This is a genomic window from Sodalinema sp., from assembly GCF_046483825.1.
GTDB lineage: Bacteria > Cyanobacteriota > Cyanobacteriia > Cyanobacteriales > Geitlerinemataceae > Sodalinema.
In genome coordinates this window covers 21,922-43,595 of sequence record NZ_JAWOCL010000011.1, presented here as the reverse complement: position 1 = coordinate 43,595, position 21,674 = coordinate 21,922, and the positions used below count along the sequence as shown (strand labels likewise).

Here is a 21,674-nt window from a genome sequence, read left to right as displayed (position 1 = left end):
AACACCGTTTACATTGCTCCACTCTAATCAATCACAGTTACATACAGTTCACCATGAATAAACCCATGCCTTCTAAACAAATCCGCTCTCGCAACAGTAAAACCACCTCCCCGAAAACCACCTCAAACCAAGGTGGCGATCAATCATCTCCCCTGAAGGTGATTCCTCTGGGTGGCCTCCATGAAATCGGCAAGAACACCTGTGTCTTTGAATACGAAGACGAAATCGTGTTGGTTGACAGTGGCCTAGCCTTCCCCACCGACGCCATGCACGGGGTCAACATCGTGCTACCCGACATCGCCTATCTCAAAGAGAACGCCCATAAGATCAAAGGTTTGGTGGTTACCCACGGTCACGAAGACCATATTGGTGGCATTCCCTATCACCTGAAACAGTTTGATATCCCCGTCATTTACGGTCCCCGCTTGGCCCTGGCCCTGCTCGGTGGCAAACTCGATGAAGCGGGACTGCGTAATAAAACCGAACTACGCACCGTCCAACCTCGGGATGTGATTACCCTTGGAGACCATTTCTCCTTTGAGTTCATCCGCAACACCCACTCCATGGCCGACAGCTTCACCCTAGCGGTGACGACTCCCGTGGGTGTGGTGGTCTTTACCGGCGACTTTAAGTTTGACCATACTCCCGTCGATGGCGAAAACTTCGACGTGCAACGGTTGGCAGAATACGGCGAGAAAGGCGTTCTCTGCTTGTTTAGTGACTCCACCAACGCCGAAACACCGGGACTTTGCCCCTCCGAGCGATCGGTCTATCCGAACCTCGATCGCGTCTTTAGTGAAGCCAAAGGGCGACTGATGGTGACCACCTTCGCCTCTTCCGTCCATCGGGTCAATATGATTTTAGACCTAGCTCAAAAACATGGGCGGTCTGTGGCCGTGGTGGGGCGATCGATGCTCAACGTCATCTCCCATGCTCGCAACCTCGGCTACGTCAAATGTGACGAAAGTCTCTTCAAATCCATTCAAGAAGTGCGTAATCTGCCCGACAAAGACGTGCTGATTCTCACCACCGGCTCCCAAGGGGAACCGATGGCCGCACTCAGTCGCATCTCCCGTCGTGAACACCGACAAATTCAGGTCAAACCCGGAGATACCATTGTCTTCTCCGCCAATCCGATCCCCGGTAACACCATCTCTGTGGTCAACACCATCGATCGCCTGATGATGCAAGGAGCCAATGTCATTTACGGTCGGCGTCAGGGCATCCATGTCTCAGGTCATGGTTGTCAGGAAGATCATAAATTGATGTTAGCCCTAACTCGGCCCAAATTCTTTGTTCCGGTCCATGGCGAACATCGGATGTTGATCAAACATTCTCAAACCGCTCAGATGATGGGAGTCCCGGCCGAGAATATGCTGATTATCGACAACGGCCATATCGTGGAACTGCGCCCCGATAGTATCTCCCTTGGCGGCAACGTTCAAGCCGGTATCGAGTTGGTGGATTCCTCCCACGCCGGGACTGTTCAAGATACAGTCCTCAAAGAACGTCAGCAGTTAGCCGAAGATGGCGTCGTCACTACCGCCGTCGCGGTTGGCTGGGATGGCAAATTAGCTATTCAGCCCGAAGTGCATATTCGCGGTGTCGCCACTGGCGTTGACGACCAACACTTACAGGAAAAAATTTCGGAAACCTTACAAACGGTGCTTGAAGACCGTTGGGATCATTACAACAATTCTGACAACGGTGAGCGTTCCGCCGATTGGTCAGGGCTGAAGTCTCGTCTGGAACGGGAGTTACGCCGCACCATTCGCCGTGAACTACGGTGTGATCCTCTGTTGGTGTTTATGTTACAGCCCCCGGCTGATGCGGACTATACACCTGAGACTCAAACGAATGGCAGCTTGGTGACGAGTCGCTCCACCAATGGTCGCTCCAACGGCAGCTCTAATGGCCGCTCCAACGGCAGTAAACCCAGCAAAGTGACGCCAAAACCCTCAACTGCGGTTGAAACCTCGGCGGATTCATCCGAGAAGAAATCTTCGGAACCTTCTAAGACGACTCTCGATGCGGAAAAACGCAACCGCAATCGTCGCCGTCGTACTCGTCCGACGGCCCGAGCCGCCTCCTAGGCGTTGTCTCATCCCCCGGCTCTCTCGTCTCCCTCGTGCTTCCCTCCTCCCTCGTGCCTCCCTCGTGTCATGGCTCTGCCATGATACGGGCGGCTGGCGGCTCTGCCGCCTGAGAGCGGGAGGCAGAGCCTCCCCTGGGGCATTCCTTGGCAGAGCCAAGGAACGAGAAAACGAGAAACCCCTCGTGCCTCCCTCCCTCCCTCGTGTCATGGCTCTGCCATGATACGGGCGGGTGGCGGCTCTGCCGCCTGAGAGCGGGAGGCAGAGCCTCCCCTGGGGCATTCCTTGGCAGAGCCAAGGAACGAGGAGAGAGAAAACGAGGAGAGAGGAGACAACGAGGAGACAACACCAGACAACGAGAGAAGACAAGAAAGCGGGATGTTGTTTACCACAACACCCCGCTTTTGTCAAAGAAACGAATCGGTCAAGACCCGATTATTTAACGGAAACTTTTCCGCCGGCTTCTTCGATTTGTTTCTTAGCATCTTCAGCTGCATCTTTAGCCACAGCTTCTTTGATGGCTTTAGGCGTGCTTTCGACCATTTCTTTGGCTTCTTTGAGGCCAAGTCCGGTCAAGCCGCGCACAACTTTGAGGACAGCGATTTTCTTGTCGGCGGGGACTTCTTCGAGAATCACGTCAAATTCGGTTTTCTCTTCTTCTTCCTCAGCCGCAGCGGCACCGCCACCCATCATACCAGGGGCCATCATCATCATACCGCCGCCAGCAGAGGCAGAGGCATCCACACCGAAGGCTTCTTCGATTTGTTTGACGAGTTCAGAGGCCTCTAACAGGGAGAGGGTTTTGAGTTGTTCGAGAATTTGATCGGTTTGTTCAGACATTGAGTAACACTCCGTTGGGATTAATGAATTGTTGGACGTAAATGAGTTGCCAATACTCACCACATGGGTTGCAGTGATTTATTGTTCTTTTTCGGACACGGCTTTGACGGCGCGAACCAAAGAAGATGGAACCTCTTTGATACCCACGGCCAGTTTCTTGGGAACGGCGTTGGTGCCGACTGCCAGTTTCGTCGGAATAGAATTGATTGCGGCGGCAATGCGTGCAATAAGTTCTTCCTTGGTTGGCAGTTCTGTCAGCGCTTTGACGTCATCAGCACTGAGCTTTTGCCCTTCTAAAACACCACCCCGGAGTTCGGTTTTTTTGGTGTCTTTCTGAAACGCTTGGTAGGCTTTAATGGCCGTTCCAAAGTCGTCTTTCGCGAACAGGAATGCCGAAGATCCTTCGAGGAACTCGGTCATGGATTCCCAGTTCTCATCCCCTTCTACGGCGATGCGCATTAGGGTGTTTTTGGTTACCTTACAGACGGCGTCGGTTTCCCGTAGTCGTCCGCGTAGGTCGGTCATCTGGGCGACGGACAGCCCTTTGTAGTCGATGACTACAGCAAGCTGAGATTCGCTCAGTGTTTCTTTGAGTTCAGCGACGATCGCTTTTTTGTTTTCTAATGTTCTGCCCAATCGGACTCACCTCCTTGTTTGCTGGGCATTCACTCAGTTGAGAAACCCCCTTGAGAATGTCCCAAACTGACACCCGTAAACTTCCGTTTTTGGGTCGTGTTTTGGGTCGGATGCAATTGGCTCAACTGACCCCCCTCCCTCCCTCCACAAAAAGCCCCCAGTCGAGATGCCGGGGGAAGTGTTGGGGGACGCAGGTTGCGACCTCCAGACTCCTCACCTCGGCAGGATATTACGTGTTGAACACCCCTGCTGTCTCGGGTTGAGAGCATATTCAGTTAAGCCAATCTGTTTCGTGTTGTGGTTACCCGGTTGTTTGTGGGTTGTTGATTTGGTTTGGGGAGAGGGCCTCTCCCCACTTCGATGACGGATGTAAGAGCGGGTCTTAGGCCGTCAAGTCTGCCATTTTGAGATCTCGCAGAGCGTTGACATCAACTTCTACGGATGGCCCCATTGTCGAGGAGACGTAGATGCTACGCCAGTAGCGTCCTTTGGCTCCTGAGGGGCGATTGCGCTCGATGCAGTCTTGTAGGGCTTTGAGGTTGATTAACAGGTCTTCGACTGCAAAATCTGCTTTGCCGAACATGACATGGACGATGCCGGTGCGATCGGCACGAAATTCTAGTTTACCAGCTTTGAACTCAGAAATGGCCTGTTCTAAGTCTGTGGTGACGCTTCCCCCTTTGGGTGAGGGCATTAAGCCTTTTGGACCGAGGACGCGACCGAGTTTTGCCACCTGGGGCATCATGTCGGGGGTGGCAATGAGCAGGTCAAAGTCTAGGCGACCTTGTTGGATTTCTTGGATGAGTTCTTCGGACCCATAAACGTCGGCCCCGGCGTTGGCGGCTTCTTGGACTTTCTCGCCGCGAGCGATGACGGCAACACGGATGGTTTGCCCGGTTCCTTTGGGTAGGGCCACGGTGGTCCGCAGTTGCTGGTCGCTGTATTTGGGGTCGATGCCTAGGCGGATGTGAGCTTCGGCGGATTCGGGGAATTTAGCCGTTGCCGTCTCTTTGAGGAGGTTGAGGGCTTCGGTGGGTTCGTAGGGACGCTCCTCGACTTTCTGATGGAGTTCCCGCAAGCGACGTGAGAGTTTTCTGGTCATAGTCTGCGTTGGGGTGGTTAGCGAAGTGAGACACTTCTCCCCCATTCAAATGGGTTTGTTTTGATTTAGGTGGTCTAACTTGGGATGGCTTGAAGTCGGCTCCACTGTTTGGCTCTACTGTGGAGGTTAGCCTTCGATTTTAACACCCATGTTACGTGCCGTTCCTTCGATGATTTTCATGGCTGCCTCGATGTCGTTGGCGTTGAGGTCAGGCATTTTGGTTTCGGCAATTTCGCGCAGTTGTTCCCGGCCAATGGTTCCGACTTGGCTACGGTTGGGTTCACCGGACCCTTTCTCGATGCCGGCGGCTTTTTTAATCAGTACGGACGCCGGAGGGGTTTTGAGGATAAAGGTGAAGCTACGATCTTCGTAAACGGAGATCTCAACGGGAACGATGGTCCCAACTTGTTCGGCGGTTTTGGCGTTATATTCTTTGCAGAATTGCATGATATTCACGCCATGCTGACCCAATGCAGGACCAATGGGAGGCGCAGGATTGGCTTTACCCGCCGGAATGGCGAGCTTAATGAGCGCAACTACTTTTTTAGCCATTGATGATTAACTTTAACTCTGTTTTTCGACTTGGTTGAATTCTAATTCTACAGGCGTATCGCGCCCAAAGATAGACAGCAAGGCTTTCAGTTTGCTGCGTTCGGGGCTAACTTCAATGACTTCGCCTTCGAAGTCTTTAAAGGGTCCGGACAAGACGACGATTTTATCGCCGGCATCCATGTCAATTTTGACGACGGGTTCTTGTTCTCCGGTTTGTTTGAAGATGCGTTCGACTTCTGAGGGACTCAGGGGCATGGGTTTGACATGACCTCGCCCACGTCCGTAACGCCGCTTCTGCTCGGCCCCGACAAAGTTAATCACATTGGGGGTGTTTTTGACAACCTGCCAAACTTCGTCATCCATTCGCATTTGGATGAGGACGTAGCCGGGAAACACTTTTTCCTCGATACTCTGTCTGGCCCCGTCTTTACGAACTTTGACGGCGGGGGTTTGCGGAATGGCAATTTGCAGGATGCGATCGGCAACGTCTAAGGTTTCTTTACGTTGGTCGATGTTGGCTTTGACTCGTTTTTCGCAGCCAGAGGCAACTTGCACCGCATACCAACGAGGGCGCGGCTGTTGAGACTCTTGTGGAGTGGTTTGAAGCTCGTCTGAGTCGTTGTCGTCCCAGGGAGCATCGGATTCGTAGGATTGGTTGGATGAAAACGTCATCAGAATATCTGTTGTGCAGCCCAACCGAACAGGTTATCGACTAAGTAAACGGCACTGGCCAACAGCGTCACCATCAACAGAACGGCGATGGATTCGCTAATGACTTGTTGTCTTGAGGGCCAGACGACCTTAGAGAGTTCCTCTTTGGCTTCTTGAAGGAACTTGATCGGATCGAATTTTTGGGGGCTTGTCTGTTGCAGATTGGCTTCTTTTTTCTTCGCCACAACGGTTAACCTCTTGGGGACGGACTCCAGTCTGGGCTGAACTTAGCCGACTGTGTGCTTCGGGTTGGTTGGTCATTCGGGAGTGCTGAGGCTCGGGCTCGATCCACGCCATACATCAGACAACGCTCACCCGAAAGCTGAACACTCCCTGTTTCCAGGGAAGCAGTTGTCAAGCTTTCGGGTTAAGCGTCTTTTCAAGAAGTTGGAGCGGTTCAACGCGCCCTGGAGGACTCGAACCCCCGACATCAGGTTTTGGAGACCTGCGTTCTACCAACTGAACTAAGAGCGCATCTCGTCTGGTTCAGACGTTGAACCTCTTCCCTATGAGTCTATCACGAGTGGGGGGCGCTTGGGAACGATTTGGCAATTTTTTTTTTGAGTCTCGGGTTGAGACTCGCCAGTCGCCCCCAGGATCGCACCCGGTGATCGCGCCCGGTTAGGCTTATTTACGCGCTTTGGCGATGGGGCGATCGAAACGCTGTTTGAGGCGGGTGGCTTTACCGACGCGATCGCGGAGGTAGTACAGTTTGGCCCGACGGGCTTTACCCCGACGTACGACATTTATGTAACTGACTCTCGGGGAATGAAGCAGGAACACCCGTTCAACGCCAACGCCTTGGAAGACTCGACGGACGGTGATGGTTTCATTGATGCCACCATTGCGCATGGCGATAATGGTTCCCTCGTAGGGCTGAACCCGCTCTTTGCCGCCTTCTTGGATGACGATCCCGACGCGGATGGTGTCACCGACGTAGAGTTTGGGGAGATCGGATTTGAGATACTCAGATTCGATCGCCTGAATGATTTGTTGACCCTTCATAGCTGCCTCGTTACGTTGCAGCCTTTTATCATAGACGCTGTTGAGGCATCCCGTCAATCAACCTGCCGCGCGATAATGGTTCGGTGGCGCGGATCGGTGGGAATGGTCTCGATATGGCTCAAGCCGACCTGATTTAAGGTTTCCTCGACGTTAAAGGTGTAGTAATCGTCGCTCCACGGCTCGGTACTTTTCATCAGGACGAATAACGCCGGGGGTAAATTCTGAATCACTGAGGATTTAGGATTGTTGTCCACAATGGCCAGGAGTCCACCGGGACGCAATAGGCGGCGCATTTCTTGGAAAATCGCTGTGGTGGCCTGACGGGGCAGTTCATGGAGGACGAATTGGAGGCTGATCAGGTCAAAACTGCGATCGCGAAAGTCGGTGGCTTCGGCGTTGCCATGAACCCATTGGCTAATCTGCCCCGTCGAGTCTCGTTGTTGGGCGACGGCCAACATATAGGGGGAGAGATCGAGTCCTACGGTCTGAATGGGCTGGGATTGACGAGTCTGTAGGTTGCGGTGAAGAAATTCTGTGGAAATGCCGATGGAACAGCCGACATCGAGGACATTTTCGATGGTTTGGGGCAAATGAGGGGCGATCGCCTCTAGGAAGGAGTGTCGCAGTCGTTGCTGGGCGACATCGGGGCTGAGGGATTCGTCTTTCCAAACCCGTAACGCCATCGATTGGGTGGCCGGTTCGGCTTCGAGGGCCGCCAACCAGCAGAGATTCCCGGCATCATAGGCATGGAAGGGAACTTGGTAATAGTCGGGATAGCTGAGATCGGGGTTGCTGATCTCGGCTAAACTGGCTCGTAACTGTTCGCTGTCGAGTTCAGCGACGCGATCGCGCCAGCGAACGCCGTTTTTCTCGGCAGTTTTAATCAAAACCCGTCGTGCTTGCTGTTTCATAAGCCGATACAGCAGCGGTGTGGCAATGAGTTGGTTGACGAGACGAGCGAGCCAGTCATCGCCGGCCCAGGCGGGTTTGTTGGATTGATTCTTCGACGGATTGGCAGAGGTGGAGGTCATAGAAAGGCGCTGATAATTAAGGTCGGGAAACTCTGGGGCTGATTATCGAAGAATCGTCATCGAGTCGTCAAGCTCGGGAGCGATCGCCGGTTTCCTCTTGCGGGACGTCCCCGCGATCGTCAACCATGAGGGAACATCAAACAAACTGTTACCCATTAGTCGTCGCTCATTGTCGTCGCTCATTGTCGTCGCTCATTATAGAAGTATTGGAGACTCAGCCCACCATGACACAAACCAGCCAAGTGATTCCCGCTGACGCGATGGAATTCTTCAAACAAAGTGCCGGAACCTGGCATTCTCAACGAACCACCCATCATCTGCCCTTCCGTCGGGCTGAATTGGGCGGATCTGAGATTTTTGTCGAAACCCTCCCCCCCGACGATCCCCGAGTGGTGGATATTTGCCAAATGTACGAAATCGACCCCAAAACTGCCTCCGGTGGCGCTTTTGTGCGCTGGAATGGCTCCATGCAGTGGGATCGTGACAATGACGAAAACCATGCCGGTTCAACGGTGTTCGCCATTGTCCCGGATGCAGACAATCCCCGTCAGGGTAAGATGTTGCGGGAACGGGGCTATGCGGAAAAAGTGCCGGTAGCTGGGCGATATGAACTCGATGATGACGGGGGCATGAGTTTGATTACAGAGTATGAAACCATGAGTTCGGTGGAGCGGTTTTGGTTTCCCAGTCCGGGGGTGCGGATGCGCACGAGTACGGTGAAACGGTTTGGCGGCTTTAACACGGCTACCTTTTGCACCGAAAGTCGGGTTGAGACCTCCAATCCGGACATGAGCGGCATTCCTGAGGCTGGAGATGAGGCCAGTCAGACCTTTTACTCGTTGTTGGGCTGGTAGACGACCGGGAGATGGGGAAAGGCGATCGCCTGACAACCTCAAGGGGCAAATCGTAAATTTTCTTTACCTTGAGTGTTAAAAATTGTTGCTGACGTTCATAAAAATGGGACTCGGTTGAAGCCAATCCCCTAATCTAAAGGTTGACTAGTCCACAAATAGCAAACCCTTTAAGCTTACGGAGATATTAACGTGGCACTTCCCTTACTCAGTTACACGCCGAAAAGCCAGAACGTGCGTGTCGCGGGATACGTCGTTCCCGGCGACGAAGAACCCTATGTGTTCGATACGGAAAACCTGCCCACAGGTTCGGACATCGACGAGTTCATCTGGGCGGCGTACCGTCAGATTTATAGCGAACACCAAATCCTCAAAAGCAACCGTCAGACCTTTTTAGAGTCTCAACTCAAGGATGAGCGCATTACGATGCGTCAGTTCATTCGCGGTTTGCTGCTGTCGGACCCGTTCCGCCGTCGTAACTTTGAACCCAACAGCAACTACCGTTTTGCTGAACTCTGCGTGCAACGGGTTCTCGGACGCGATGTCTACAGCGAACGCGAGAAAATCGCTTGGTCGATTGTCATCGCCAACAAGGGCATTGAAGGCTTTGTTGATGAACTCCTCAATAGTGAGGAATACTTGGACAACTTCGGCGATACGATTGTGCCGTTCCAACGCCGTCGCAATCTGCCTCAGCGGGCTATGGGTGAAACGCCCTTCAATCTGAAAACTCCCCGCTATGGTGCGTACCACCGTAATCAACTGGGCTTCCCCCAGATTGTTTGGCAAAACGCTGTACGTCGCTTCCGTCCTCAAGAGAAGCAACCCACCGAGGGCAATCCCGAACGGTTCCTCGGTATGGCACGGGCTGTGTCGTCAGGTCAACCCTCGGCACCTCGTCCTTCGGTTCAAAACCTCAACTACATGGCTGCGGTTCCCCGTCGCTAAGGGGGTTTAACGGTTATCGAATTGTTTTGATAACCGTTGTGACAGCGACTGATGATTGCTCAGAGATGGGTGGTTGTCGGTCGCTGTTTTTTGGGGAACAGGGAACAGGGGAAGAGAAGGCAAGAGGCATAACCCACCCCTAACCCCTCCCTAGAGGGGATGGCAATAGGCAAGAGGGGGGACTTTAGCGGCGGCGTTTGAGGACTTGGAGGAGTGTGTCGAGGTGGGGGGGAAGGGGGGCGATCGCCTCGATGGTGTCTCCCGATTGGGGATGTTCTAGGGTCAACTTCCAGGCGTGGAGGGCTTGGCCGGGTAGGTTGACGCCTAGGGAACGACCGGAACCGTAGAGGGGGTCAGCCACAATTGGATGCCCAATGGAGGCACTGTGGACGCGAATTTGGTGGGTGCGACCGGTTTCGAGACGAAAATGAACTAGGCTGTAGTTTCCTAGGGCTTCCTGGACGTTCCAATGGGTGACGGCAGTGCGGCCGCCTTGGTCTTCGGGGACGATCGCCATCTTTTTGCGATCGACGCGATGACGCGCGATGGGGCGATTGATGGTTCCTGACGGCTGGCTCGGCGATCCATAGACGATGCCTAAATACTCACGACGGGCGGTTTTGGCCTGGATTTGGGCTTGTAAATGCTGATGGGCGCGATCGCTTTTGGCAATGACGATCGCCCCGGTGGTATCTTTATCGAGGCGGTGGACGATTCCGGGACGCTGTACGCCGCCAATCCCGGAGAGGCGATCGCCGCAATGGGCTAACAGGGCGTTGACGAGGGTATCGTTGTAATGGCCGGGGGCGGGATGAACCACTAGCCCAGCGGGTTTATTGACGATGAGGAGATGGTCGTCTTCGTAGAGGATATCCAGGGCCATCTCTAGGGGTTGGATATCTAGGGGGGTGGCCGCCGGAATCTCGATGCTGAGGCGATCGCCGGCCTGAACTTTGAGTTTTTTGGAAAGACAGGGTTCTCCGTTGACACGAACACAGTTCTGTTCGATGAGTTGCTGGATGCGCGATCGCGAGAGATCGGCGAGGTTTTGCGAGAGGATGCGATCGAGGCGATCGCCCGATTCGGTGACGTCGAGGGTGATAGTCATGGAACAGCGAAATTGGCAAGAGAATTCGGGTTTTATAATTCTAGGGGATAGTCTCAGACAAATTTGATGAAGATTGCTTATGGTCAAACAAGTTATGGTCAGATGCCCGTCATATCTTCTATAATTGCCTATCGACGCGCTCAAAATGCGTCAAGTTCGTCCTTCCAGTCTCTTAACCTCGCGTTTCCAAGGCTTAACGAGATTATAAACTCAATTTAATCTCACTCATTGATCTGCCAAATATGCCGGGGCAAACTTACGCTTAACAACAGGAGCCAGCTATGCAAGATGCAACCATTCTAGGATTGTTGGCGGGAACGATGACCACAATCGCCTATCTCCCCCAACTGATTAAAACTTGGCAGTCGAAATCGGCTGACGATATTTCTTGGAGTATGTTAATTATCCTCTGTTTGGGGATTCTCTTGTGGCTGGTGTATGGAACTTCGGTTCACGATTTACCTGTCATTTGCGCCAATATTCTGACATTAATTCTTTCATCGACCATTTTGGGTTTAAAGGTTCACTATCGCTTGCGGCGGGCTTCTATTGATTAGATACTGGGGTCGTGAGTTGGTCTAAGTCACCTGTTTTAAATCACCGGTTTTAAATTAGCCCTTTTAAATCCATGGCAACCCATGGATTTTTTGTTAAGCCTGCCCATGTTCTTTTTTCTCTCAAAGCTGCTTCCGTCCCTAGTCTATCCTTTGGGGTTGGCTTGTTTTTTGATGTTACTGGCGTTGGTTCTCATCTGGAAACGTCCCGCTTGGGCGAGTCTTGCGATTCTGGTGGGGTTTGTGGCCTTGATGGCGGGAGGAAATGGGTGGGTGGCGTCGAGTTTGGTGCGATCGCTCGAACGACAACAACTTCCGGTGGGGGAACTTCCCCAGGCTGAGGCGATTGTGGTGTTAGGGGGGGCGACGCGATCGCCGACACCGCCCCGTCCTTGGGTTGAAGTGAATGAAGCCGGCGATCGGCCCATTTACGCGGCCCGCTTGTTTTTAGAGGAGAAGGCTCCCTGGGTGATTCTCTCGGGGGGACGCATCAGTTGGACTGGGGAGATTGGTTCTGAAGCTGAGGATATGGCCCAACTGCTACAGGCCTGGGGAGTCCCTGAATCGGCGATGTTGCTGGATCATACCTCTCTCAATACTCGTCAGAATGCAGAAAACGTTAAAGTCATTTTGGACGACCAGGGAATTGAGGAGATTTTGCTGGTTACCTCGGCTATTCATATGCCGCGATCGCTGCGAGTGTTTGAGAAACTGGGCATTGAGGCGATTCCGGCCCCAACAGATTTCCTGATTGCTGACGATCCCAGAGGCCAAGAGTCCCAAACTTGGCAGACGATTATCCTCAACCTCATCCCTGACGCTCACCGCCTGGCGTTGACAACCCGGAGTCTCAAGGAATATCTAGGCTTGTGGGTGTATCAGCTACGAGGATGGGCCTAATCCATGGGCCTAATCCATTGATGTTCCCTGCGTAAATTGGCAAAAATCTTTTACCATGGGGGGAATCAGGGGTGGCGATCGCATCCCACCCACCCGCCACGAGTCTGTTATTTTCTCAAAAAATCGTCATGTCTGATGGAATCAACCGGATCGTCTTCATTCCACCGCCAACGATTGATGAACAGATTGAGCGTCATCATGTGACGCGGGAGTTCCACCGGGAAGTCCATTATCGACAAGATTTTCAGGCCCATTGTCAGTGGTATCGGGAAACCGCAGAACGCCACCGTCAAGAGTTAGAAAAGATGCGAGGCGATATCAATCTGTTCGGCTGGTTTTCCCGGCGGCGTGGTTCTTAAACCTCGATTGAGGTTATCTCAGTTTCGTATCTCCGTAATTTGCAATTGTGCGCCTCCGCCGGAGCTTTCTCCAAAGGTTCCCACCCAAATGTCATATTGTCCAGAGAGGGCAGGTTGAAACATGACCCTGGGACTCACGGCTCCATCAAAATCATCGTTGCAATACCAGTTTCCATCAGGACCATTGATGAGTAATGTTGTGTCGCCGCCTCCGGTCACATTGAAGCTGAGGAAGCTAGAGTTACCGGCTTCGTAATTGACCCGGACATCGGGATTTGAGGCGTTGATAAAGCCCACACAATCACTGCCTAAATCTAAATTGGAGGCATTCGTTGAGCCTCCGGGCATGACATCCACTGGGTAGGGATCTGGGGTAAAACCAACGGTTAAGTTGACCGTTCCATAGAGCGGGTTGGCGCCGACGTTTTGGGCGATCGCAGCGGGAGATTGAAGCGCGAGAACGGTCAGTCCTAAGCTCAATGTCCCCAAGCCAAGGGCAGATTTTAGCCCAGGTTTGGAAGCAGGAATACTCGGAATGATTGCATTGTGTTTCATGATAATCGACTCGGCTTTTAGTTGGAGTGTTTTGGGGTTGAAAATATGCGGTGTTTTCACTCTAATCCTTCACTCAAATGCTTGACTAGAATCGAGTTAATACCAGTTTTCGAAATACTTGCTAGACATCTGACATCAAGGAGGGCGAACAGCCGTCCCCTCCACGGTCGGGGTTAGGGGTGGGTTCCCCGACAGACATCTAGGACACGACTTCTGAAAATGGGTAGAAGATTGAATAATAATCAAGCATTAATATAGTGATAGACTTGCTGCGTTAGTGATATTCAAGTCTGCTCTAAGTTTAATCGAGTTTCAAGCAAGTTAGGGATTTAGTTTGCATTTCTTAATATATAAGGATTGCCAAATAAAAAAACGCGAAAACCAATCCCTAAAACCCAAACTTAGGCAATTATTTTAATAGCTGAATAAGGTTGACAGAGTAATATCAGCTAGGTCTTGAAGAGTTGGCTGGTTGGGCTGAATCTTCGCTGTAATTCGTAATCCCTGTAGGTTAACGAGCAGGTATCGAGCTAAGAGGTGAATTTCTCCGGAATGGGTTAACTCTCCGTTCTGACGCGATCGCCATAAAACGGCGGCAAACGTCTGTTCAATTTTCTCAAAAGAAGCCGCGACTTGTTGGGCGATATCAGGATCTTGAGATGCCAATTCAGCAGCGGTATTGACTAACAAACAGCCTTTGCGATCGCCGTCGTTCAAACTCCAGTCCACCACTGACTTAAAGAAATCGACTAAAGCGCCCCTAGACGCATCAGGCTGCTGGAGAGGGGCAAAATTATGAGCAATAACCGTGCGATCGTAATGCTCCAGACTCGCTTTAAACAAAGAATGCTTATCCCCAAAGGTATCATAAAGGCTACCTCGATGAATCCCCATCGCCTCAAGCAGAGTGCGAATCGAGGTCGCTTCATAGCCTTGTCGCCAAAAGGTTAGCGTGGCCTGGTTGAGGACATCGTGCCGCTTAAATTCCTTAGGTCGGGCCATCAGCTTAAGTAAGACATAAGAACACTTCCCATCTTATACCAAACGTTAGCCTAGCCCATTTGCCTCACCCATACCGCCAATCCGACCTAGCCAGCAGATTCCAAAATTTCGACCTGAGCATCGACTTGTTGTAAAACTTGAGTTAAGGCCGGCAGCACCTCTAAATGCTTCTGTGACAGACTGGGATAGCGTTGACAAGTCTGATGGATTTCTCCGAGTTTCTTTTGCAGAGTTTGAGCAGTCATCAAGGCTTCTTGGCTCAAATCAATCAATTTTTGTTGCTGATAGAACTTCAAGGCCGCACCACGCAACACTTGTAACGTGGCTTCTTCTCCCTCCTCGCCTCGCATCACCCGTAACCGTAACAAGACAGGGTTGGTTTCATAGGAGCGTTCTAACTCCACTTCCTTTTGCTGACGCACGGGCAACAACGGAAGGCCCATAAAGCGTTTTAACTCATTAATCACACCCTGAAACACCGTCAGCGGCAGAGCTTTTAAAACCGATTTAGGAACACCATCTTGACTCCAAAGAATCGTCCCTGATTCAGCTTCTCGGGCAAAATGTAAGCGTCCAATCCCCCCCATCAGGACTCGTGCTAACAATTCCTGAATCATTTGGGGGGGGGACAGGAGTGCTAACGCGGTCACAGGACCGGTTAAATGTCGGGGGGTTAAGTTGAGGGAGGGCCATGCTGGCGGCGGTTGGAACGCCGAGGGTTCACGGGCGTTGGTCTCTTGGCCCGGTTCAGTTGAACCCGCCTGATTGGTGTGATTGAGATAAGCCGTCAATAAGTCCTGATGGTCCTGATTGGCGATACTTTGGGGAACCAGAGAACAGTTGAGATAGCCCAATAAGGTTCGGAGGTATTCTAAGGCGGCTGTGTCATCAGGATTGACCATCCCGAGGTAAATCCGGCTTCCTTCCATGGACAGCGGAATCACCTGGTGGTACAAGCAAACCTCAAAGGGCAAAATCTTATCGATGGAGTGAAAAATCCAATCGGAGTTCATGGTGAGGGTTTTCAGCATAAATGGACGAGTTTGAGAAGAACCCAAACCTAACTACGATGCAACCCTGATGAATTCATGACAATCGAGACGTGACGGTCAACGAGAAACTGGCTAGATGCGTTGGTTGCTGCTGGCTCATTGATGGCCAGGGGAGTGTAAAGCTGAGGCGCGAGTAGTTTTATTTTAGTTGAAATTACAGAGATGCGATCGCCGATTACTCCGTAGAATTACGGATTTGTTGAGCGGCGAGGTAGAGTTTCCCCCATTCACTGGTGATCTGACTGCGTTTCAGGTTCAGATGTTGAGCGATCGCCTCAGGAGATTCCCCGGCCTTGAGGCGATCGAGGATGTCTTGCTGTCGAGCATCCAGGCTGTGATAATACTGCTCCCACTGGCTACTCGTGAGTCCGAGTTGATGGTCTTGTAAGGAGGTTTTGAGCCAATTGGCCACCAGTTCCGGGGAATGTTTGAGACTAAAGACGCGAATGGCGTGATAGCCGACCTTTTCCCGTAAACGGTAGAGCTGTTTGATGGGGACATCAAGATAATCGGCGATCGCCTCTTGACTGTATCCTTGCAGATAGAGTCCCAACCATTGGGCCGCCAGAGGACTCACTTGATCTTCGAGATATTGAGCAAATTCGCGGGCGACAATGTCTCGGAGGGTTTGCTGTTCCTCCCAAGCGCGATCGCGGTCATAATGGTCTAAGGTTTGAGTATCGAGGAGATTCACCCGCTCTTGACGATGATTGGGAGCAATTTCGACAGACACCAGGCGCACCAGTTCCTGAGAGGGAACCTGAGTCAATCCCCCTCGTTGGCTACGTCGTAGATAGTTGACAAAGCGATACACCAATAGCGGCTGATTGCGAATCGGCCGTAGACAGTATTCCTCTAAGCTGGCGAGAACCAGGGCATTTTGCAGATGGCGATCGCCGCCACAGCGAGTAATGCGGCGCATTTCCCCTTGTAGATAGCGATCGCTGTTGAGCATTTCTTGCAAAACCTCCTGCACGACATCCACCACCGTCCGACGGCGATCGCGACTCAGGGAAACCCAAGTGCGGATTTTATGACGCAGCAGCACCAAACTCCCGAGACGGCGGATTAAATGGCGATAGGCGGACTCCGGTGACACCCCAAGATAGCGTTGACAGAGGATGCTATAACAAAACTCCATCGACTGTTCGAGGACTTGCTGATGAGAGGCCTCTAATTGGTCAAAGTCCTCCCCCTGGTCCCCCAACAGCCAGCACAAAATCGCCTCCCGTGTTTCCCGAGGGCGTTGTGGATGGTCTGCATTTAGTCGCGATCGCCACTGTTGGACGACCTTCTCCCATGTCCTCATAAACCGTCTCAGGGGGGACTTAGGACTCGTCTAGGGAATTTTAACAAAATCAGGCGATTGACCCCGATTCAGTGGACCCCGGCGTTGTTCGGGCAAACAACGCCGCAAAATCGCGAGTGGCCAGACCGTCAGGATTTGAAATCACATCAAAAGCCGTATTGCGAGCCGTCGGTTCCCGCAGGGCCTGAACCACCAATTCAGCCACATCAGCGCGAGGAATAGACGGTTTAACTCCCTCTGGGGGCTGGTTCAACAACTCATCGTTATCGCCAACCAATAACTCGCGATCGCCGCCGGGTTCATCCAACAGCCCCCCGGCCCGGATAATCGTATAGGTCAATCCCGAGTCCATCAGATACTGTTCAGCCTTGCGTTTCCAAACCAAAATCTTGCCATTCCCGATGCGATTGAGAAAATGATTCTCATCAGTTCCCCCCATCGAACCCACCAAAACCACCTGTTGCACGCCAACAGCCTGAGCAACGTCAATCTGATTGACTTGGCCCTGATAGTCTACAATTTCCGGTTCAGATCCCGGCGCAAACCCCATCTGGGGTCGTTCTCCCGGTTCCGACGGCGGCGCGATCACCTGGGGAACCGCACTGGTGAGAATCACCAATCCTTGACAGCCGTCCATGGCGGTTTGCAGACTCTGGCGATCGCAGATATCGCCAAATACCAGTCCTTCCGTCGATCCGAACCGCTCCTGAGCCTTTTCGGGCGAACGAGCCAAACCGACGCCAGCAAACTCCTGAGACTGTTGCAATTTCTCAAACACGAGTGATCCGGTTCGCCCCGTTGCACCCGTTACTAAAACCCGTTTCATGGTTACGTATCTCCTTTCGTTTGTCCCAACAAATTTGTCTAAGTCCTACAACCAGGGGCGACTCGCTTGCTCTAAGCGCGTCCAATCCTCCGGCGAGAGAGTCCACCCCAAGGCCCCGGCGTTTTGTTGAGCTTGTTGGCCATTTTTGGCTCCGGGGATGGGAATCACGCCTCCTTGAGCCATGAGCCAATTGAGAGCCACCTGGGCCGGGGTTTTATCATACCGTTGTCCTAACTCACGCAATATCCCTAATAGGGGTTCAATGCGTTGTAAGCCTTTAGCACTGAATTTCGGGTCCATTTTGCGCCCGCCGCCGGGGTTGCTGGCGTTTGAGGTATATTTGCCGGTGAGCAAGCCTTGAGCGAGGGGACTATAGGCCAAAAGAACCACTCCTAAGTCTTTGGCGGTGTCGAGAATCCCTTGGGTTTCGATCGCCCGAGATAGTAAGGAGTAACGCACTTGATTCACCGCCAGGGGAACCCCGCGACGGGCCAGAATCTGCTGTGCTTGCGTCATCTCGTCGGCGGAATAGTTGCTGACTCCAATCGCTTGAATCCGTCCCCGTTCGACTTCATCGGCTAGGGCGTTGAGTAGGGTTTCCTGGGACATGAAGCAGGTGAAGGGCCAATGGACTTGGTAGAGGGGAATACAATCGAGTTGTAGGCGCTCTAAGCTGGCGCTGACGGCATCATAGACGGAGGATTTGAAGATGCGCCAGGGGAGTGGCCCGTATTTGGTGGCGATTTGCACGGGGGTCTCGCACTGTTGGCTGAATTTTCCTAGGAGTCGTTCTGATTCGCCCTGTCCATAGACTTCAGCGGTATCAAAGAAGGTGACTCCAGCGGCGATCGCCGCTTCAAAGGCTTCCCGCACTTGGGTTTCACCGTACTCGCTACCATATTGCCAGAAGAAGCGATCGCCCCAGGCCCAGGCCCCAATGCCCAGGGGACGGACTTGGAGGCCGCGATCGCCTAAGTTCACTGTTTCGTCGATCTGTTCTAGCATCTGTTGCCAATCCTCTTTATTCAGGACTTTATCATAATTTCCTGGGGGGGTTCGATCTTCTGATGAGTTATCTTTGATTCTGGGCGCTGAGTAACCTGGGGAGTTGGTCAGCGTCTTGCGCCTAAATGCTGACGGGGAATTAACCATTTCCCAAAATTAGCATATAAAGCTGGAATGACCAACAAGGTTAAGGCCGTTGAGGTAAACAATCCTCCTAAAACCACAATCGCAAGAGGCTGAAGAATTTCATTACCCGCTCCACTGGCGATCGCCAACGGGAGCATCCCCAATGCCGAGGTTAATGCGGTCATTAAGATAGGATTTAAACGCTCAAGAGAACCTTGAGTAATCACATCTTTTAACACCATCCCTTGAGCAAATTTCTGATTGTAATTATCCACCAACAGCAACCCATTACGAACCGCAACACCAAATAGCGTAATAAAACCAATTAGCGACGCAATTGAGATAACTCCTCCGGTTAAGAGAATCGAGATAATCCCACCGACTAACGCCAAGGGAAGGTTAAGCATAATCGCCACCGTTGCGGGCAAAGACTTGACCGAAAAAAACATCAAAATTGTAATTACAATTGCCGCAATCAAGCTATATAACACCAGATTTCCGGTTGCCTTTTGCTCAGCTTCAAACTGTCCTCCATATTGAATAAAATACCCCTGGGGTAACTCAACAGAGTCACGAATTGCCGCTTGAATATCATAGACAACGCTCCCTAAGTCGCGCTGATAAACATTCGCAGACACCACAATTAAACGAGATACATTTTCTCGATTGACCACATTCGCACCCAGACCATAGTCAACGCGAGCGACATCACCTAGAGAAATCATGTCTCCGGTGGGAGTCGATAGAGGAATTTCCCCAATAGCATCTAAATTATTACGGGCAGATTCTGGTAAACGAACCACAATATCAATCAGTTGTTGATTCTCAGGAATTTGCGAGACCACTTGACCATTAAGCGCCGTTTGCACGACCTCAGAAATTGCAGCCATAGTCAACCCATACCTCGCCGCCGCCTCGCGGTCATAATGGATTTGAACTTGGCGAATCGGTAATTGCGGTTCTAATTGTAAATCCACCACGCCGGAAATGGGTTTTATCGCATCTCGTACCTGTTCCCCCACTTGGCGCAACTGCTCTAAATCGGGTCCAAAAATCTTGACGGCGATCGCACTTCTAACCCCCGACAACACTTCATCCATACGATGAGAAATAAAACCGCCAATATTGGGCGCAACTCCCGGCAATTGCAGGAATTTTTCCCGTAATTGCTGAACACTCGCCTCCCGATTTTCCAGAGCAACATCACTCAATTCAACATCCACATGAGCCATACTGACTCCAGCGCCATCAGCATCCCCCGGAGCGCGTCCAGCACGAACTTGCACCCAGTCATAAAGGGGATTATCGTCTAGGGAACGCGCCAGCGCCATCCCCGCTCGATTGGTCATCTCCAAAGAGACACCGGGGAATAAAACCATGGAGTTGACCATCGATTTTTCCTGAAATTCCGGCAGAAAAACTCGTCCCAAGGATGGAATAACGGCTATTGTTGCCACCAAAGACGCTAAGGCTAATCCTAAAATGAATTGGGGCGTTCTCAGAGAAAAATTGAGCAAAGGGCGATACAAACGTTCTGCACCCCGTGAAATAAATGTACCGTCTTGGGGGAGTCTATGCTGGGTTAATAAAATGGCACAGAGGGCAGGAGAAAGAGTCATCGCGACTAAAGTTGAGGCGCCAATCGAGAGCAAATACGCCAATCCCATTGGCGCAAAAATTCGCCCTTCTACCCCCGTTAAACTAAAAATTGGCGCAAAGACAACGATGATAATAACGGTTGAAAAAATAACCGCTAAACGAACAGAAACAGAGGTTTCATACACCACTTGAAACGGAGGTTTTGGGGTCTCTAGAACTTGATTCTGTCGCAAACCCCGATAGCAGTTTTCCATATCGACAATGGCATCATCGACGACGGAGCCAATCGCCACCACTAAGCCGCCCAAGGTCATTGTATTGATGCTTAACCCCACCGCTTTCATTAACATTAAGCCAATCAGCAAAGACAAGGGAATGGCACTTAACGTAATGATGGCCGTGCGCCAATTCATTAAAAAGAGCAACATAATCACTGAAACAATGATAATTCCTTGAATCAGAGAGCCACTGACGTTGTGAATGGCAGAATCAATAAAGTTTGACTGACGGAAGGTGCGTTGAACGTCCACATCAGCGGGAAAGGTAGCCTGTAATGAGTCCATCACCGCTTCCACAGCTTGGGTGACGGTGGGGGTGTCTACATCCGGTTGCTTGTTAATCATTAACACCACCGCTGGCTGTCCATTCAAGCTGGCGTCTCCTCGTTTGAGTGCAGCTGAGGTTTTGACCTCGGCGACATCTTGCAGCAAAATCGCTTCACCATCTTGAACTTTCACCACCGATTGCTGCAAGTCTTCGAGGCTGTTTACCTGTCCCAGACCTCGGATGAGTAACTCTTGACCGCCACCGACGAGAAACCCCCCTGGTGCGTTGGAATTAGCTTTCCTTGCTGCTTCAGTGACGTCGTTCAGGGAAACTTGACGCGATCGCAACTGTTCGGGATCAACCAACACCTGTTCTTGTCGTTCATCTCCCCCATAAATAGTCACCTGAGACACACCAGGAACCGAAAGAATCCGATTTTTCAGAGTAACGTCCACCAGACGGCGCAAATCCATCAGAGAGGTGTTTCCCTGACTATTCACCGTAAAAGCGTACTGCAAAATCGTCCCCAACGGTGAAACTAAAGGAGACATTTCTGGGGGATGAATCCCCTGGGGAAGTTGACTCATGACTTGTTGGAGTCGTTCCGTTACCGACTGTCGCGCTTGGTAAATATCAGCCTCTTGGTCAAAGACAACATGAACCATAGAGAGTCCCACTTTAGAGGACGAACGAACCAAGGTTACGCCGGGTAAGCCATTAACGGCACTTTCAATAGGAACGGTAATTTGAGCTTCGACTTCCTCCGGGGCCAAGCCAACAGCCTGAGTTTGGATATCCACTTGCGGCGGTGCAAAGGGAGGAAAAACATCTAAAGGCATTTGAGTGACACCCACGACACCCCAGATGGTGATGAGCATGGCTGCTATCACGATTAACCATCGTTGAGCAATGGAATTTTTGAGAGTCTGATTGAGAATTGTATTGAACATTAATCAACAATAAT

At 51.7% G+C, this 21,674-nt stretch carries 23 protein-coding genes, 1 tRNA gene and 1 other annotated feature; of the genes, 6 read left to right on the top strand and 18 right to left on the bottom strand.

Annotated features, from left to right (window positions below; translation table 11 throughout):
• Positions 1-65: 65 nt before the first annotated feature.
• Complete coding sequence (locus R6U67_RS00905) at positions 66-2,093, top strand: ribonuclease J (RefSeq protein WP_410250790.1); 2,028 nt, start codon at positions 66-68, stop codon at positions 2,091-2,093.
• Between the two features lie 435 nt (positions 2,094-2,528).
• Here the strand turns inward: R6U67_RS00905 and rplL are convergent, their stop codons facing one another.
• The 10 genes from rplL to R6U67_RS00855 all read right to left on the bottom strand — a co-directional run bounded on the left by rplL (position 2,529) and on the right by R6U67_RS00855 (position 8,153).
• The gene (gene rplL / locus R6U67_RS00900; RefSeq protein ID WP_410250789.1) at positions 2,529-2,933 is read right to left on the bottom strand and encodes a 50S ribosomal protein L7/L12; all 405 of its coding nucleotides are present in this window, start codon (positions 2,931-2,933) and stop codon (positions 2,529-2,531) included.
• A gap of 78 nt (positions 2,934-3,011) precedes the next feature.
• Positions 3,012-3,569, bottom strand: coding sequence for a 50S ribosomal protein L10 (gene rplJ / locus R6U67_RS00895; RefSeq protein ID WP_410250788.1), 558 nt, complete (start codon positions 3,567-3,569; stop codon positions 3,012-3,014).
• Positions 3,570-3,708: 139 nt separating this feature from the next.
• Positions 3,709-3,846, bottom strand: a sequence feature (ribosomal protein L10 leader region).
• A 105-nt stretch (positions 3,847-3,951) separates the two neighbouring features.
• Positions 3,952-4,671: a 50S ribosomal protein L1 gene (gene rplA / locus R6U67_RS00890; RefSeq protein WP_410250787.1), complete on the bottom strand. Its 720-nt coding sequence runs from the start codon at positions 4,669-4,671 to the stop codon at positions 3,952-3,954.
• A gap of 126 nt (positions 4,672-4,797) precedes the next feature.
• Positions 4,798-5,223, bottom strand: a complete 426-nt coding sequence (gene rplK, locus R6U67_RS00885; protein WP_087705582.1) for a 50S ribosomal protein L11 — start codon at positions 5,221-5,223, stop codon at positions 4,798-4,800.
• A 12-nt stretch (positions 5,224-5,235) separates the two neighbouring features.
• The gene (gene nusG / locus R6U67_RS00880) at positions 5,236-5,895 is read right to left on the bottom strand and encodes a transcription termination/antitermination protein NusG (RefSeq protein WP_410250786.1); all 660 of its coding nucleotides are present in this window, start codon (positions 5,893-5,895) and stop codon (positions 5,236-5,238) included.
• Positions 5,895-6,119 (bottom strand): preprotein translocase subunit SecE, encoded by a 225-nt coding sequence (gene secE, locus R6U67_RS00875; protein WP_410250785.1) that lies wholly within the window; start codon positions 6,117-6,119, stop codon positions 5,895-5,897. Before secE ends, nusG begins: the two co-directional genes overlap by 1 nt.
• 216 nt (positions 6,120-6,335) lie before the next feature.
• Positions 6,336-6,408 (bottom strand) — tRNA-Trp (locus tag R6U67_RS00870).
• A gap of 153 nt (positions 6,409-6,561) precedes the next feature.
• Positions 6,562-6,939 (bottom strand): 50S ribosomal protein L19, encoded by a 378-nt coding sequence (gene rplS, locus R6U67_RS00865; RefSeq protein ID WP_087705585.1) that lies wholly within the window; start codon positions 6,937-6,939, stop codon positions 6,562-6,564.
• 53 nt (positions 6,940-6,992) lie between these two features.
• A complete protein-coding gene (locus tag R6U67_RS00860; RefSeq protein WP_410250784.1) occupies positions 6,993-7,970 on the bottom strand; it encodes a class I SAM-dependent methyltransferase in 978 nt (325 codons plus the stop codon).
• 42 nt (positions 7,971-8,012) lie between these two features.
• Positions 8,013-8,153 carry a hypothetical protein gene (locus tag R6U67_RS00855; protein ID WP_410250783.1) on the bottom strand — a complete coding sequence of 47 codons (141 nt, stop codon included), beginning with the start codon at positions 8,151-8,153 and terminating at the stop codon, positions 8,013-8,015.
• Between the two features lie 41 nt (positions 8,154-8,194).
• Here R6U67_RS00855 and R6U67_RS00850 point away from each other — a divergent pair, with 41 nt between their 5' ends.
• Both R6U67_RS00850 and R6U67_RS00845 read left to right on the top strand, forming a co-directional pair.
• Complete coding sequence (locus R6U67_RS00850) at positions 8,195-8,824, top strand: phycobiliprotein lyase (protein WP_410250782.1); 630 nt, start codon at positions 8,195-8,197, stop codon at positions 8,822-8,824.
• Between the two features lie 189 nt (positions 8,825-9,013).
• Positions 9,014-9,769 carry a phycobilisome rod-core linker polypeptide gene (locus tag R6U67_RS00845; RefSeq protein WP_410250781.1) on the top strand — a complete coding sequence of 252 codons (756 nt, stop codon included), beginning with the start codon at positions 9,014-9,016 and terminating at the stop codon, positions 9,767-9,769.
• Between the two features lie 184 nt (positions 9,770-9,953).
• Here R6U67_RS00845 and R6U67_RS00840 read toward each other — a convergent pair whose 3' ends face one another.
• Positions 9,954-10,877, bottom strand: coding sequence for an RluA family pseudouridine synthase (locus R6U67_RS00840; protein WP_410250780.1), 924 nt, complete (start codon positions 10,875-10,877; stop codon positions 9,954-9,956).
• Positions 10,878-11,158: 281 nt separating this feature from the next.
• Here R6U67_RS00840 and R6U67_RS00835 point away from each other — a divergent pair, with 281 nt between their 5' ends.
• The 3 genes from R6U67_RS00835 (at position 11,159) to R6U67_RS00825 (ending at position 12,690) form a co-directional block, all read left to right on the top strand.
• A complete protein-coding gene (locus R6U67_RS00835; RefSeq protein WP_159785454.1) occupies positions 11,159-11,434 on the top strand; it encodes a SemiSWEET family sugar transporter in 276 nt (91 codons plus the stop codon).
• 81 nt (positions 11,435-11,515) lie between these two features.
• Positions 11,516-12,331, top strand: coding sequence for a YdcF family protein (locus R6U67_RS00830; RefSeq protein ID WP_410250779.1), 816 nt, complete (start codon positions 11,516-11,518; stop codon positions 12,329-12,331).
• Between the two features lie 128 nt (positions 12,332-12,459).
• Positions 12,460-12,690: a hypothetical protein gene (locus R6U67_RS00825; protein ID WP_410250778.1), complete on the top strand. Its 231-nt coding sequence runs from the start codon at positions 12,460-12,462 to the stop codon at positions 12,688-12,690.
• 18 nt (positions 12,691-12,708) lie between these two features.
• Here the strand turns inward: R6U67_RS00825 and R6U67_RS00820 are convergent, their stop codons facing one another.
• From R6U67_RS00820 to R6U67_RS00790, 7 genes are all read right to left on the bottom strand, one after another.
• Entirely contained in the window at positions 12,709-13,245 is a 537-nt protein-coding gene (locus tag R6U67_RS00820) for a hypothetical protein (protein WP_410250777.1), read from the bottom strand.
• Between the two features lie 414 nt (positions 13,246-13,659).
• Positions 13,660-14,247: a TetR/AcrR family transcriptional regulator gene (locus tag R6U67_RS00815; protein ID WP_410250776.1), complete on the bottom strand. Its 588-nt coding sequence runs from the start codon at positions 14,245-14,247 to the stop codon at positions 13,660-13,662.
• Positions 14,248-14,333: 86 nt separating this feature from the next.
• Positions 14,334-15,278, bottom strand: a complete 945-nt coding sequence (locus R6U67_RS00810; RefSeq protein WP_410250775.1) for a hypothetical protein — start codon at positions 15,276-15,278, stop codon at positions 14,334-14,336.
• Positions 15,279-15,474: 196 nt separating this feature from the next.
• A complete protein-coding gene (locus R6U67_RS00805; protein ID WP_410250774.1) occupies positions 15,475-16,608 on the bottom strand; it encodes a HetZ-related protein 2 in 1,134 nt (377 codons plus the stop codon).
• A gap of 49 nt (positions 16,609-16,657) precedes the next feature.
• Positions 16,658-17,434, bottom strand: a complete 777-nt coding sequence (locus R6U67_RS00800; RefSeq protein WP_410250773.1) for an SDR family oxidoreductase — start codon at positions 17,432-17,434, stop codon at positions 16,658-16,660.
• Between the two features lie 45 nt (positions 17,435-17,479).
• Complete coding sequence (locus R6U67_RS00795) at positions 17,480-18,439, bottom strand: aldo/keto reductase (RefSeq protein ID WP_410250772.1); 960 nt, start codon at positions 18,437-18,439, stop codon at positions 17,480-17,482.
• Between the two features lie 107 nt (positions 18,440-18,546).
• The gene (locus R6U67_RS00790; protein ID WP_410250771.1) at positions 18,547-21,660 is read right to left on the bottom strand and encodes an efflux RND transporter permease subunit; all 3,114 of its coding nucleotides are present in this window, start codon (positions 21,658-21,660) and stop codon (positions 18,547-18,549) included.
• Between the last annotated feature and the right edge of the window lie 14 nt (positions 21,661-21,674).